The organism is Citrobacter sp. Cpo221, from assembly GCF_030332345.1.
Classification (GTDB): Bacteria; Pseudomonadota; Gammaproteobacteria; order Enterobacterales; family Enterobacteriaceae; genus Citrobacter; species Citrobacter portucalensis.
Map to the genome: position 1 here is coordinate 138,840 of NZ_JAOWIA010000056.1, position 14,164 is coordinate 153,003.

Genomic DNA, 14,164 nt, shown 5'->3' on the forward strand with positions numbered 1-14,164 from the left:
ACCTTCACCCGGGCCTTAGTTCAGTTCAATGGCGAAGTAATCACGCGCATTGTTAAAGCAAATATTTCTGACCATTTCACCCAGCAACTGGATATCTGCCGGTGCTTCACCTGCAGCAACCCAACGGCCAATCATCTGGCACAGAATGCGACGGAAGTATTCATGGCGCGTGTATGACAAGAAGCTACGGCTATCGGTCAGCATGCCGACGAAACGGCTCAGCAGGCCGAGCTGGGCCAGCTGCGTCATCTGACGTTCCATCCCGTCTTTCTGATCGTTGAACCACCAGCCGGAACCGAACTGCATCTTGCCCGGCATACCTTCGCCCTGGAAGTTGCCGATCATGGTGCCCAGCACTTCGTTATCACGCGGGTTCAGGCAGTAGAGAATGGTTTTCGGCAGCAGGTTCTGTTCGTTCTGCTTGCTCAGCAGTTTGGACAGTTCTTCAGCCATCGGACGGTCATTGATGGAGTCGAAGCCAACATCCGCGCCCAACAGTTTGAACTGACGCAGGTTGTTATTACGCAGCGCACCGATGTGGTACTGCTGTACCCATTCGCGACGAGCATATTCCGCACCAAGGAACACCAGCACGGCGGTTTTAAACTGGGCAACTTCATGCTCACTCAGGGTTTCACCCGCCAGGCGACGCGCCAGAATGCTATCCAGTTCAGATTCGTTAGATTCGGCAAACAGCACCACGTCCAGCGCGTGGTCAGAAACCTTACAGCCGTGAGCCGCGAAGTGATCCAGACGTTTGGTCAGTGCAGCTTGCAGATCGCTGAAGCGGCGGATATCCGTGTCAGACACTTCACCGAGCTTCGCCATGTAGTCATTAAAGGTCGCCAGCTCAATGTTAAAGGCTTTATCCGGACGCCAGCTCGGCAGCACTTTCACATCAAAGGTACCGTCTTTAGCAACGGCCGCATGATGCTCCAGAGAGTCGATCGGGTCATCGGTAGTGCCGACCATTTTCACATTCATCTGCTGCATGATGCCGCGCGCGGAGAATTTATCCTGCGCCAGCAGCTCGTTGCATTGGTTCCAGATTTCATCAGCAGTCGCAGGAGAAAGCAGCTTACCTGTAATACCAAACGGGCGACGTAATTCGAGGTGGGTCCAGTGGTACAGCGGGTTACCGATAGTGTGCGGAACCGTAGCGGCCCATGCGTCAAACTTCTCGCGATCGGACGCATCGCCGGTACACAAGCGCTCAGCGACGCCATTGGTACGCATCGCACGCCATTTGTAGTGATCACCCTTCAGCCAGATGTCATACAGGTTACTAAAACGGTAGTTTTCAGCGATTTGTTGCGGTGGTAAATGGCAGTGGTAATCGAAGATCGGCTGGTCTTTGGCGTAATCATGGTACAGACGGCGGGCAAATTCGGTGTCCAGCAGGAAATCTTCAGTCATAAACGGGGTCATTATCGTCTTCCTCTCAACGAGTGCGTCAGATTGCTTATGTTTTGATGTTGACAAAGTTATCACACCAATTTCCATACACTGAAGATATTTTCGTGAGTTAGATCAACAAATGGTGACAAAAAAATTACTCTCAAAGAGGTAAATCACGCGTCAAGCCGCGCCAGTGCTGGCTTTGCTGAATCGAAATAATGACCACACGAAGATTCACACTTTTGTGATGGCACTCACCTTTTAAAGCTGTATGACAAGTTATCTTTTGGCCGTCGCGATACATAAGCCGACGGAATGCAAATTACCGATGTATAACCATCGGATTGACCGGTACGGAAACCGAATTAGCACAATTATTGACATGGCAAAGTTCGGGGAGTACCGGCTTTTTTTCGGTCCCCCCTCGTAAAAGAACATCCTCCGCCCTGAACTGGAAGATGACCGCTCGTTCGCGGACATAACAAAACGATGAGGTTTTACATGCGTAAAATTAAAGGGTTACGTTGGTACATGATTGCACTGGTGACGCTTGGCACCGTGCTGGGTTACCTGACACGTAACACTGTGGCGGCAGCTGCGCCAACTCTGATGGAAGAGTTACACATCTCCACTCAACAGTATTCCTATATCATCGCAGCGTATTCTGCTGCTTACACCGTAATGCAACCCGTTGCCGGCTACGTGCTTGATGTGCTCGGCACAAAAGTTGGTTACGCGATGTTCGCCGTTCTGTGGGCCGTCTTCTGTGGCGCGACCGCACTGGCTGGCAGTTGGGGTGGACTGGCACTGGCGCGTGGCGCAGTAGGTGCCGCTGAAGCCGCAATGATCCCTGCAGGTCTGAAAGCCAGTTCTGAGTGGTTCCCGGCAAAAGAACGTTCAATTGCCGTGGGGTACTTTAACGTCGGCTCTTCAATCGGTGCGATGATTGCTCCGCCGCTGGTCGTCTGGGCAATCGTCATGCACAGCTGGCAGATGGCATTCATTATTTCCGGTGCGTTGAGCTTCATCTGGGCGATGTGCTGGCTTGTGTTCTACAAACACCCGCGCGACCAGAAAAAACTGTCTGATGAAGAACGTGATTACATTCTGAATGGTCAGGAATCACAGCATAAAAACGCGACCTCGAAAAAAATGTCGCTCGGTCAGATCCTGCGTAACCGCCAGTTCTGGGGCATCGCGCTGCCGCGTTTCCTGGCTGAGCCGGCCTGGGGTACCTTCAACGCCTGGATCCCGCTGTTCATGTTTAAAGTCTACGGCTTTAACCTGAAAGAGATTGCGATGTTTGCATGGATGCCGATGCTGTTTGCTGACCTGGGCTGTATCGTTGGGGGCTACTTACCGCCTCTGTTCCAGCGCTGGTTCGGCGTTAACCTGATCGTTTCACGTAAAATGGTCGTTACCATGGGCGCATTGCTGATGATTGGCCCAGGGATGATTGGTCTGTTCACCAGCCCGTACATTGCTATCGCCCTGCTGTGCGTCGGCGGCTTTGCTCACCAGGCGCTATCCGGTGCGCTGATTACGCTTTCTTCTGACGTATTTGGTCGTAATGAAGTGGCAACGGCAAACGGCCTGACCGGTATGTCCGCCTGGCTTGCAAGTACGCTGTTTGCACTGGTTGTTGGCGCACTGGCTGACACTATCGGCTTTAGCCCGCTGTTCGCCGTACTGGCGGTATTCGACCTGCTCGGCGCACTCGTTATCTGGACGGTCTTGCAAAACAAATCGGCCAGCGAAGTCGATTCGGGCTCACAGACAGGCGATCCCGCTCCGCAAAATTAACCCGCTGTTGTTCATCAAGGGTATATAATGCGAAGCCGCCAGTTATCTGGCGGCTTTTTTATCGCCGCGAGTGGAGCAGTAATCGCAAAAGTGGTATAACAAATATAGTCTGCCGTATCATGCCTGGAGCGCATATGGAAATCACCGAACCACGACGTTTGTACCAACAACTTGCTGCTGATCTGAAAGAACGCATTGAGCAGGGCGTCTATCTGGTGGGTGACAAACTCCCCGCCGAGCGCTTTATCGCCGATGAAAAAAATGTCAGCCGTACCGTGGTTCGTGAAGCAATTATCATGCTTGAGGTTGAGGGCTACGTTGAGGTGCGCAAAGGATCGGGGATCCACGTCATTTCCAACCAACCCAGACATTATGTTGCGCCAGATGAAAACCTGGAATTTGCCAGCTACGGTCCTTTCGAGCTGCTCCAGGCGCGTCAGCTCATTGAGAGTAACATTGCCGAGTTTGCCGCCACCCAGGTGACCAAACAGGACATCATGAAGCTGATGGAGATTCAGGAGAAATCACGTAACGAAAAAAGCTTTCGTGACTCCGAGTGGGATCTCCAGTTCCATGTGCAGGTCGCCCTGGCAACGCAGAACTCGGCTCTGGCCGCGATTGTTGAAAAAATGTGGACTCAGCGTATTCACAACCCCTACTGGAAGAAATTGCACGACCACATCGACCTGCGCACGGTTGATAACTGGTGTGATGACCATGACCAGATCCTTCGGGCGCTGATTCGCAAAGATCCTCATGCCGCCAAACTGGCGATGTGGCAGCATCTTGAGAACACGAAGCAGATGCTGTTTAACGAAACCAGCGATGATTTTGAGTTCAATGCGGACCGTTATCTATTTACCGAAAATCCGGTCGTTCACCTCGATACAGCTGCTAACAGCGCAAAATAAACAATCTTATCAATGCAGGCGCGACCACGCGCCTGTTTCTGACACTTGGTAAGCGTTAAGTATAAAGTGTCAGCCTGTGTAAATCCTCTCGCCTCCCTCCATTGCGATAAGCAAAATCACAGTTCAACAACCGTAATTTCTATAACGGACTACGTTGACCTTTGTTACAATTAGATGCTGTTTGAATTTTTGTGTTTAAGAGCTTGCTAACTTCACAACTTTACAGGGAATAGTTCAGGCCGTGAGTTTGTAACAGACCACAAGTCATGTAAAAAATATTAATAAAATCGTGGTGTTACAAAATCCAGAAAACCGGCATGACGACAACCGATTCTCCAGGAATATTGAATGGAACTACTGACTCAATTACTAAATGCTTTATGGGCTCAGGATTTTGAAACGCTGGCCAATCCTTCCATGATTGGCATGCTCTATTTTGTACTCTTTACTATTTTGTTTCTGGAAAACGGACTGCTGCCAGCAGCCTTTTTACCTGGCGACAGCTTGCTGGTACTGGTCGGCGTACTTATTGCCAAAGGCGCAATGGGTTTTCCGCAAACGGTACTGCTGCTCACCACCGCAGCCAGCCTTGGTTGCTGGCTCAGCTATATACAAGGTCGATGGTTGGGTAATACCCGCACCGTGCAAAACTGGTTATCTCATCTTCCTGCACATTATCATCAGCGTGCGCATCATCTGTTCCATAAGCATGGCTTGTCTGCGCTGCTGGTCGGCCGCTTTATCGCGTTTGTCAGAACATTACTGCCGACCATCGCAGGATTGTCCGGCCTGAACAATGCGCGCTTTCAGTTCTTCAACTGGATGAGCGGACTGCTTTGGGTCCTTATTCTCACATCGCTGGGCTATCTGCTGGGCAAAACACCGGTGTTTCTCAAATATGAAGATCAGCTGATGTCTTGCCTGATGCTGCTTCCTGTGGTGTTACTGGTGTTTGGTCTGGCAGGTTCACTGGTTGTTCTTTGGAAAAAGAAATACGGGAACCGAGGGTAAATTATGCTGAAATCATGCATAACGCTCCGACGACTTGCCTGGTCCACCACTTTTATGTTGTTCATCGGCGCGTTGCTCCTGACCTGGTCGGTCATTCGCCAGCAGGAGTCAACGCTTGCCATTCGTGCCGTAAACCAGGGAGCCAGCATGCCTGATGGCTTCTCTATCTGGCATCACCTGGATGCCAACGGCATTCGTTTTAAAAGCATCACTCCGCAAAATGACGCCCTGCTGATTACCTTTGATTCCAGTGCACAGAGCGCAGCGGCAAAGGTCGTACTGGATCGAACGTTACCGCACGGTTTCGTTATCGCTCAGCAGGATGATAATAATCAGGCGGTTCAGTGGTTATCCCGCTTACGTGAGACCCCACACCGTTTTGGTTAATTTCCAGGAATCTGAATTAGATCACTCACTTTGGTGATTTCACCGTTTAGCGCCTATGATTAATAAACTGGGTTTATGACCCAACGTTTTATTATTCTGGAGCATCGACCCTAAACGACGAGGTCGAATCACAATGGAAGGTTCAAGAATGAAATACCGCATCGCTTTGGCAATTAGTCTTTTCGCTCTCAGTGCCGGCAGCTACGCCACCACCCTCTGTCAGGAAAAAGAACAAGACATTCAGCGGGAGATTAGCTATGCCGAAAAACACAACAATCAGAGCCGTATCAATGGGCTGAACAAAGCGCTGAGCGAAGTCAGAGCAAACTGTACTGACAGCAAACTGCGCGCCAACCATCAGAAAAAGATCGCCGAGCAGAAAAATGAGATTGCCGAGCGTCAACGTGACTTAGCCGAAGCTAAGCAAAAAGGCGATGCGGAGAAGGTAGCAAAGCGTGAACACAAGCTTGCTGAAGCTCAGCAAGAGCTAAAAGAACTCGAGACCCGCGATTACTAAGTACGGTAACTAGCCACTCAACTGGAGAAAACTATGTCGAAAGATAATGCTACGGAAAACCTGCGCGCTGAGCTGAAATCTCTTGCGGATACGCTTGAAGAAGTACTTAGCTCCTCTGGCGATAAGTCGAAGGAAGAGATGAGTAAAATTCGCAGCAAAGCCGAACATGCGCTGCGCGAGAGCCGCCATCGTCTGAGTGAAACCAGCGATGTAATTGCCAAACAGACCCGTGAGGCCGCGGCTAAAGCCGATAACTACGTGCGCGAAAACCCATGGACAGGCGTCGGCATTGGCGCTGCAGTCGGTGTGGTGCTTGGTGTACTGCTGTCGCGCCGTTAACAATGGCTGATTCTCAACACGCACAAGGTCCAGGCAAAGGCGTACTGGGTATTGGACAGCGGATCCTGACGATTCTCGTTGAGATCGTAGAAACACGGCTGCGGCTGGCCGTCGTTGAGCTGGAAGAGGAAAAAGCCAATCTCATCCAGATCCTGCTGATGCTTGGGCTGACTATGCTGTTCGCGGCGTTTGGCCTGATGAGCCTGATGGTGCTTATCATCTGGGCCATTGACCCTCAATACCGCCTGAACGCCATGATTGCCACCACCGTTGTGCTGTTGCTGTTAGCGCTGATTGGCGGGATATGGACGCTGCGTAAAGCACGTAAAACAACGCTGCTACGCCATACACGCCAGGAACTCGCTAATGACAGGCAAGCCCTGGAGGATGATGCATAATGAGCAGCAAAGTCGAACGTCAAAAGCGTAAGGCGCAACTGCTTGGACAGATCCAGCAGCAACGGCTGGATCTGTCTGCGACTCGCCGCGACTGGCTGGAAGCCACCGAGGTCTACGATCGTGGCTGGAAGACGCTACTGAACCTGCGTGGCTGGGTGTTGGTCGGGAGCAGTATTATGGCGGTTCGCACCATCCGCAACCCGAATCTGCTGGTACGCTGGGCTAAGCGCGGCTTTAGCGTCTGGAGTATCTGGCGTCTGGTGAAATCGACCATCAGACAGCAGCAACTGCGCGGCTAATCCTTTACTTACCCCCAACCTCAAAATTTTTGAAAAATACTGACAGTTTTCCTTGCTAACAATTCTCATTAAGCACGTTTATGATTCTCTCCATCGACAGCAACGACGTGCTCTGCAGCGTCGATGCACAAAAAAACACAATAAGCCGCCTGAGTGGTTTCCTGGAGAGTATGATGAAGAAATTAGAAGATGTTGGTGTACTGGTAGCGCGCATTCTGATGCCAATCCTGTTTATTACCGCAGGTTGGGGAAAAATCACCGGATATGCGGGTACCCAACAGTACATGGAAGCCATGGGCGTCCCAGGATTTATGCTGCCGCTGGTGATTCTGCTTGAGTTTGGTGGCGGTCTGGCAATTCTGTTCGGTTTCCTGACCCGTACAACTGCGCTGTTCACCGCAGGCTTCACATTGCTGACGGCGTTCCTCTTCCACAGCAACTTTGCGGAAGGTGTGAACTCTCTGATGTTCATGAAAAACCTGACCATCGCAGGTGGTTTCCTGCTGCTGGCTATCACCGGTCCAGGCGCATTTAGTATCGACCGCGTGCTGAATAAAAAGTGGTAATCAAGCTATACTGAACACATCAAAAAGCGAGGAGATATCTCCTCGCTTTTGCTATCTGAGGAGGCGAAAATCATGGGACAACTGATTGACGGCGTCTGGCATGACACCTGGTACGATACCAAATCAACCGGTGGAAAATTTCAACGTTCTGCATCGGCTTTCCGTAACTGGCTCACCGCGGATGGCGCGCCTGGCCCAACCGGTGAAGGTGGCTTTGCTGCCGAAAAAGACCGCTATCATCTGTACGTTTCTCTGGCCTGTCCATGGGCGCATCGCACGCTGATTTTGCGCAAACTCAAAGGGCTGGAACCGTTTATTTCCATTTCTGTTGTGCATCCGCTGATGCTGGAAAACGGCTGGACCTTTGACGATAACTTCCCGGCGGCAACCGGCGATACCCTGTATCAGCACGAATTTCTTTATCAGCTCTATTTGCACGCCGATCCGCACTACAGCGGTCGGGTGACCGTTCCTGTGCTGTGGGATAAAAAGAACCACACCATTGTCAGCAACGAATCTGCAGAAATCATCCGCATGTTTAACACCGCGTTTGATGCGCTGGGCGCGAAAGCCGGAGATTACTATCCCCCTGCCCTGCAAAGCAAAATCGACGAGCTGAACGGCTGGATTTATGACAACGTTAATAACGGTGTGTATAAAGCCGGATTTGCCACCAGTCAGGAAGCCTACGACGACGCCGTGGATAACGTCTTTCAATCTCTGGCACGACTGGAGCAGATCCTTGGGCAACATCGTTACCTGACCGGCGACCAGTTAACCGAGGCCGACATTCGCCTGTGGACCACGCTGGTACGCTTTGATCCCGTGTATGTCACCCACTTCAAGTGCGACAAACACCGGATTAGCGACTATCTGAACCTGTACGGTTTCCTGCGTGATATCTACCAGATGCCGGGTATTGCGGAAACCGTCAATTTCGATCATATCCGCAATCACTACTTCCGTAGCCACAAAACCATTAACCCAACCGGCATTATTTCTGTTGGGCCGTGGCAGGACCTCAACGAACCCCACGGGCGTGACGAGCGTTTCGCCTGATTTACACTGGCCCCCATCTGGGGGCTAAATAATTAATACCGCAAATATTTACCATCATTTCATTCACAGCTATTCTTAATTTGATTGCTTTAAAAACAAGTAATTGAATGCAGAACGAGGCAAAAATGGATTGGTATTTAAACGTATTAAAGAATTACTTTGGTTTTGGTGGCCGCGCGCGTCGTAAAGAATACTGGATGTTTGTGCTGGTCAACATCATCTTCACGTTCGTGCTGGGTATTCTGGACAGAATGTTTGGCTGGGAGCGCGCCGGTGGAGAAGGCATATTAACGACGATTTACGGGGTTCTGGTCTTTATTCCGTGGTGGGCGGTACAGTTCCGGCGTTTACATGACACCGATCGTTCAGCCTGGTGGCTACTGGTGCTGCTGATCCCGATCGTAGGCTGGCTGGTGATCATCATTTTCAACTGCCAAAACGGGACTCAAGGGAGCAACCGCTTCGGCGCTGACCCTAAACAACCATCCTGACGTCATACACCCTTTTGTAGGCCGGATAAGGTGCAATTGCACCGCATCCGGCGGAACAGTCAGACTATTTACCCGCAAACAGCTTGGGGATTTCCCGCAGACACCAGGATTTCGCCTCGCCCATGCTGTCACGACGCCAGGCCATAATAATATCTATCTCGCTTGTCGATTCCGGACTAACGACCCGCAGCCGACCAGCCGCAATATCCTCTTCCACCAGCGGGTACGGCATCGTCGCCACGCCAAGTCCTGCCAACAGCGCCTGACGTTTATCTTCTATCGTACTCACCGTCAGACGCGGCTGCTTATCCAGCAGTTGAACCGTCAGCACCGGACGTTCACGGGCGGTATCCGCCACCGCGATCCCACGGTATTTAACGCGGGTGACTTCCGATAACGGTTCCGGCTCCTGATGGATGGGATGATCCGGGGCCGCTACATAGACGTTCATCAGCGAGTACAGCTTGCGCGAGTTGATTTCTGAGGATGAGCGAAAATGCATATCCGGCGCAATCACGATATCCGCCCGCCCCTGCTCAAGACGCTCCCACGCCCCGGCCAGAACTTCGGTAATAACGGAAAGCTGGGTATTGGCCTTCCCGGCAAGCCTGTCGATCAGCGGGAAAAACGCCGCCGTCGGCACCAGCGCTTCGGTTACGATGGTCAGATGCGTTTCCCAACCGCGAGCCAATGCTTCGGCATCGGTGGTCAGTTTATCCGCAGCTTCCAGAAGTACGCGCCCACGCTCCAGCAGCATACGCCCAACGTTAGTGAATTTTGTGCGGTGGCCTGAACGGTCAAACAGCACCACGTCCAGCTCTTCCTCCAGCTTCTGCATGGTATAGCTAAGTGCGGAAGGAACGCGTCCCAGTTCATCTGCCGCAGCAGCAAAACTACCGCGCCTGTCTATTGCGTCCATGACGCGTAACGCTTCAAGCGTTAAAGCCCTTTCTTTGGCCATCTCGTTCTCATTCAGGAAATTTGAACATACCGGGCAGAATATCTGGCTAACAATGCAGCGTCTAGCCATTTAACATAAAAGGAAGTAAAGAGAGGTCAAGAACTATGATTACTACCCGTACAGCCAAACAATGCGGGCAAGCAGACTACGGCTGGCTGCAGGCCCGTTATACCTTCTCCTTTGGACACTATTTTGATCCTAAACTGCTGGGTTATGCCTCGCTGCGTGTTCTGAACCAGGAAGTTCTGGCACCGGGGGCCTCTTTCCAGCCACGGACCTATCCGAAGGTGGATATCGTCAATCTGATCCTCGAAGGGGAAGCGGAGTACCGAGACAGCGAAGGCAACCATATCAAGGCCAAAGCAGGAGAAGTTTTACTGCTCGCGACACAGCCGGGAATCAGCTATAGCGAACACAATATCAGCAAAGACAAACCGTTAACCCGGATGCAGCTCTGGCTGGACGCCTGCCCGCAGCGTGAAAACGCCTGCGTACAAAAAGCCACGCTGGGTGCTGGTAAACATCAGTTGCTGGCCTCGCCGGACGGTGAACAAGGCAGCCTGCATCTGCGCCAACAGGTATGGGTGCACCACGTTGAGCTGCAGCAAGGTGAATCGTTGAGTTTTCAGTTACATGGGCCACGGGCTTATTTACAGTCGATTCACGGCAGATTCCATGCGGTGACGTCTGCTGCCGAAAAAGAAGCGCTCACCTGTGGCGATGGGGCATTTATTCGTGACGAAACTAACATAACGTTAGTCGCCGATACCCCGCTGCGCGCTTTGCTGATAGATTTGCCCGTATAGTCAGGGAAAACAATGGAGTACGACTATTGAGCAAGAAATCATCAAAAAAACGCCAGCCGCAGGTTGAGCCGAAAAAACAGGAAACAGTTGCCTTCGGCTATGAAGAAATGCTGACAGAGCTGGAAGCAATTGTGGCCGATGCCGAACTACGGCTGGAAGACGAAGAAGCCGCCTGAAAAGGCGGCTTAGACTTATGCCGGGTGGCGGCAACGCCTTACCCGGCCTACAGATTAATGCGCCTTGCTGGCCATGATCTCAATGATCTGTTTGTCGGTTTCCTGCATCGAACGACACGCCAGCGCACACAGGTTAGCGATAGATTGTTCCACGTTATGCGCCACAATCCCTTCGTTGCCGGTTACGGCAGTATCATCCAGCGCCATTAGCACCGCTTTCCACGCCGCAGATGCGCTGGTTGAGACTTTCATCGCGCAGCTGTTTGAAGCGCCATCGCAAATCATTCCGCTCACGTCGCCAATCATGCTGCTGATCGCCATCGCGATGGTGTTGTAGCGACCATCTACGATCCATGCCATCCCCGCTGCTGCCCCCATCGCCGCCGTGGTTGCTGCACACAGTGCAGACAAACGCGGAAGCTGATGATGGATGTAGATAGCGCTCAGATGAGACAACATTAGCGCACGTGCCAGTTTCTCCTCATCCGCGCCAAAGTGCTCGGCCACCACCATCACTGGAACAGTCGCGGTAATGCCCTGATTACCGGAGCCGGAGTTGCTCATGGCCGGCAGAGTCGCCCCGCCCATTCGCGCATCCGATGCCGCACTGGTGCGGATTAGAATAGAGGTGGAGAGATCGTTCGCCAGCAGGCCACGCGCACACTGCTTCTCAAGCGTGGTTCCGATGTGCAATCCCCAGTTACCGCGCAGTCCTTCCTGAGACAGCGCACCGTTCAGTTTTGCCGCATCGAGGATAAAGCGGATCGACTCAAACGGTACCGCGTTCACGAACGCCAGAATCTCTTCCAGCGAGGTGTGAGACAACACCGCCAGCGGCGACTCCTGTTCCTCTTCCTGAGCATTCTGTTCTGTGGTGAACACTACGCCCTTATTGGTCTCGATGTGCACAATGTTGGTATGACCGCCCACAATCGTCACGCACGCCCATCCTTCAGCGCTGTAAACCTTCGCGCGGGAAAAGAGGATATCCTCGCAAGGCTCCTGCAGCATCACCGCAACCTTGCCAGCGCTCAGCATCGCTTTTGCATCGTCGATCGCTTGTGGCGACGCATCTTTCAGTACCTCTAAACCGGCACGGGCATTTCCCCCCAGCGCACCCAGCGCCGCCGCGACAGGTAACCCGACCATTCCGGTACCCGGCACGGTAACGCCCATGCCGTTTTTCATCAGGTTCGGTGAGACCCACGCGTCAATGCGTTCAACCGCGCCGTCCAGCTCAGAGGATGCAACCGCCGCCGCCAGAGCCAGAGAGATAGGTTCTGTGCAGCCCAACGCAGGCTTAACTTCTTCCTGCACTGCGCGGATAAAACTATCCCATAATGGATTCAATGTAGTCTCAAACATAACAACAACCTTTGCTCAAATATCTCAGGAAAATGCCAGGAACGGAGAAACGCACAACAGCAGGCCCGTGAAAATAATCAGATACAGGGAAGCGCCTTTGTATTTGTGCAGTGCAGGAACTTTGTAGACCAGCCAGGCCGGGATCAGACAACCCACCATGCCGAAGATAGGGCTACAAATAGAGGTGAAGCTCAGTACCGGCGCGTTGAGCACAATTGCGCTCCAGGCCAGCAGGATGGCAAAAATCATAATGCCGCGCTGAACAAAGGTTTCGTTGATTTTCTCAGCCGGCATATAGCGGCGCAGAATGTTCATCACGATCCCTTGAGTCGCTTCACGGAAACCTAAGTAGACACCGAAGAAAGCGGTCATAACGGCGAAAATGTTCAGAATAACGCTGACGATTTTCACCCAGCCAGCACCCGCACCATTGATAAATTGCGCGGCAATCGCCAGAGCGGAAATGTTCTGCTCATAAGCTTTAACCGCTTCGTCGTGGCCCATCGCCAATGTGAAGGAAACGGCGTAGAAAAAGACGGTAACAAACAGAATACCGAACGCGATGTTCATGGCACGCAGAGCTTTATGGCGCGCCACTTCGATGGATTTGTTGCGTGAACGGTATGAGATAACCATCGGGCTTAAGGTCTGAATAAACAGAATCGAGGTCAGCGTAAACGGCAGAGTGATGATCGCATTTTTGATCAGCAGCGCCATCGGCGGCAGTGAACCTGCGTTATGCAGATGCCACATCCCTACCATCGACACGCCAAGCGCTGCCACAACCAGCAGCTTGGTCAGTACCATACCGGTGGAGATTTTAAACAGCATTTGTTCCCCGCGTGACGAGATAGCCACCAGGATGCAAATCAGTACCAGGCCATAGAACGGGCTGTCGGACAGTAAACCTTCCGTCACACCAAACGTGTGCAGATAAGAGGCGCTGTCATTGGTGATGGCGGTGGAATAAACGAACATCCAGATAACCAGCATCACAAAATACAACGCACCTAACAGGATGCCCCAGTTCTTACCCAGATAGCCGCTGATCACGCTCGGGTAGTCTTTACACTCTGGGGACTCAGCCAGCGTGTTGATAAACAGGCGCTGGAACAGGTACATGGCTGGGTAACCGATGATAGAGGAGAGCAAGAACACCCACAGCCCCATCAATCCTACCTGGACAGGAAGAAAAACAATCCCCGCGCCAATTGCCATACCGATACTCATAATGACCCAGCCGGTATCCGTGCTGTCGAATTTAATAGCTTCGCGCCATTCGCTTTCGGTCATTCCCGCCCGACGTGCCGGAGCAGATGCGTCGAGTATTACGCTACTATTCGTTGCCGTTTCCATAATTTTCCGCTCAATTTGTAGGTAGAGGTTTTTATATTTTTTTCGTACTGCATCAATGCGATACGCAGTACTTAGGTGCAGGCGAGCTATTGGAGTAATGAAGAAATCATACGCGCAGGGTCAGAGAAAAACTTCACAAACAAACCCCTGTAATTTCTAAAAGTTAATAAATATTTTCTCTTTTATATGCATATATAGAATGTAATTTCTATTTTTGAAGCCGATCACAACAAAAAAGGTGCACTAAAGTGCACCTTTTTTATTCTGCTATGTTGATTAAATCATTAATTGCCGGATGGCGGCGCTTACGCCTTATCCGGC

At 51.7% G+C, this 14,164-nt stretch carries 17 protein-coding genes; 13 read left to right on the forward strand and 4 right to left on the reverse strand.

Annotation, left to right across the window (positions count from 1 at the left end):
* Positions 1-15 precede the first annotated feature (15 nt).
* A complete protein-coding gene (uxaC, locus tag OGY72_RS14840; RefSeq protein WP_003828556.1) occupies positions 16-1,428 on the reverse strand; it encodes a glucuronate isomerase in 1,413 nt (470 codons plus the stop codon).
* Between the two features lie 471 nt (positions 1,429-1,899).
* Here uxaC and OGY72_RS14845 point away from each other — a divergent pair, with 471 nt between their 5' ends.
* From OGY72_RS14845 to OGY72_RS14895, 11 genes are all read left to right on the forward strand, one after another.
* Entirely contained in the window at positions 1,900-3,201 is a 1,302-nt protein-coding gene (locus OGY72_RS14845) for an MFS transporter (protein ID WP_003828557.1), read from the forward strand.
* Positions 3,202-3,335: 134 nt separating this feature from the next.
* Complete coding sequence (exuR, locus tag OGY72_RS14850; protein WP_003828559.1) at positions 3,336-4,112, forward strand: transcriptional regulator ExuR; 777 nt, start codon at positions 3,336-3,338, stop codon at positions 4,110-4,112.
* Positions 4,113-4,460: 348 nt separating this feature from the next.
* Complete coding sequence (gene yqjA / locus OGY72_RS14855; RefSeq protein ID WP_003828561.1) at positions 4,461-5,123, forward strand: DedA family general envelope maintenance protein YqjA; 663 nt, start codon at positions 4,461-4,463, stop codon at positions 5,121-5,123.
* An 18-nt stretch (positions 5,124-5,141) separates the two neighbouring features.
* Entirely contained in the window at positions 5,142-5,510 is a 369-nt protein-coding gene (gene mzrA, locus OGY72_RS14860; protein WP_162623447.1) for an EnvZ/OmpR regulon moderator MzrA, read from the forward strand.
* Between the two features lie 148 nt (positions 5,511-5,658).
* The gene (locus tag OGY72_RS14865) at positions 5,659-6,027 is read left to right on the forward strand and encodes a DUF1090 domain-containing protein (protein ID WP_032934183.1); all 369 of its coding nucleotides are present in this window, start codon (positions 5,659-5,661) and stop codon (positions 6,025-6,027) included.
* A gap of 33 nt (positions 6,028-6,060) precedes the next feature.
* A complete protein-coding gene (locus OGY72_RS14870) occupies positions 6,061-6,366 on the forward strand; it encodes an ElaB/YgaM/YqjD family protein (RefSeq protein ID WP_003024832.1) in 306 nt (101 codons plus the stop codon).
* 2 nt (positions 6,367-6,368) lie between these two features.
* Positions 6,369-6,764, forward strand: a complete 396-nt coding sequence (locus OGY72_RS14875; RefSeq protein WP_003828567.1) for a phage holin family protein — start codon at positions 6,369-6,371, stop codon at positions 6,762-6,764.
* A complete protein-coding gene (locus OGY72_RS14880) occupies positions 6,764-7,063 on the forward strand; it encodes a YqjK-like family protein (protein WP_003828569.1) in 300 nt (99 codons plus the stop codon). Before OGY72_RS14875 ends, OGY72_RS14880 begins: the two co-directional genes overlap by 1 nt.
* Positions 7,064-7,236: 173 nt before the next feature.
* On the forward strand, positions 7,237-7,629 hold the full coding sequence (locus tag OGY72_RS14885; protein ID WP_003024847.1) for a DoxX family protein: 393 nt from the start codon (positions 7,237-7,239) through the stop codon (positions 7,627-7,629).
* A gap of 72 nt (positions 7,630-7,701) precedes the next feature.
* The gene (yqjG, locus tag OGY72_RS14890) at positions 7,702-8,688 is read left to right on the forward strand and encodes a glutathionyl-hydroquinone reductase YqjG (RefSeq protein ID WP_174771007.1); all 987 of its coding nucleotides are present in this window, start codon (positions 7,702-7,704) and stop codon (positions 8,686-8,688) included.
* 125 nt (positions 8,689-8,813) lie between these two features.
* The gene (locus tag OGY72_RS14895) at positions 8,814-9,179 is read left to right on the forward strand and encodes a DUF805 domain-containing protein (RefSeq protein WP_003828575.1); all 366 of its coding nucleotides are present in this window, start codon (positions 8,814-8,816) and stop codon (positions 9,177-9,179) included.
* 64 nt (positions 9,180-9,243) lie between these two features.
* On the opposite strand, the gene yhaJ is transcribed toward OGY72_RS14895, so the two are convergent.
* Entirely contained in the window at positions 9,244-10,140 is an 897-nt protein-coding gene (yhaJ, locus tag OGY72_RS14900; protein WP_003024855.1) for a DNA-binding transcriptional regulator YhaJ, read from the reverse strand.
* Positions 10,141-10,244: 104 nt separating this feature from the next.
* Between yhaJ and OGY72_RS14905 the strand changes: the two genes are divergently transcribed.
* Both OGY72_RS14905 and OGY72_RS14910 read left to right on the forward strand, forming a co-directional pair.
* Positions 10,245-10,946, forward strand: a complete 702-nt coding sequence (locus OGY72_RS14905) for a pirin family protein (RefSeq protein WP_275397499.1) — start codon at positions 10,245-10,247, stop codon at positions 10,944-10,946.
* Between the two features lie 26 nt (positions 10,947-10,972).
* Positions 10,973-11,122, forward strand: coding sequence for a protein YhaL (locus tag OGY72_RS14910; protein ID WP_275397498.1), 150 nt, complete (start codon positions 10,973-10,975; stop codon positions 11,120-11,122).
* A gap of 54 nt (positions 11,123-11,176) precedes the next feature.
* On the opposite strand, the gene OGY72_RS14915 is transcribed toward OGY72_RS14910, so the two are convergent.
* Positions 11,177-12,487, reverse strand: coding sequence for an L-cysteine desulfidase family protein (locus OGY72_RS14915; RefSeq protein ID WP_286548135.1), 1,311 nt, complete (start codon positions 12,485-12,487; stop codon positions 11,177-11,179).
* A 24-nt stretch (positions 12,488-12,511) separates the two neighbouring features.
* Entirely contained in the window at positions 12,512-13,843 is a 1,332-nt protein-coding gene (locus tag OGY72_RS14920; protein ID WP_003828582.1) for an SLC5/6 family protein, read from the reverse strand.
* Between the last annotated feature and the right edge of the window lie 321 nt (positions 13,844-14,164).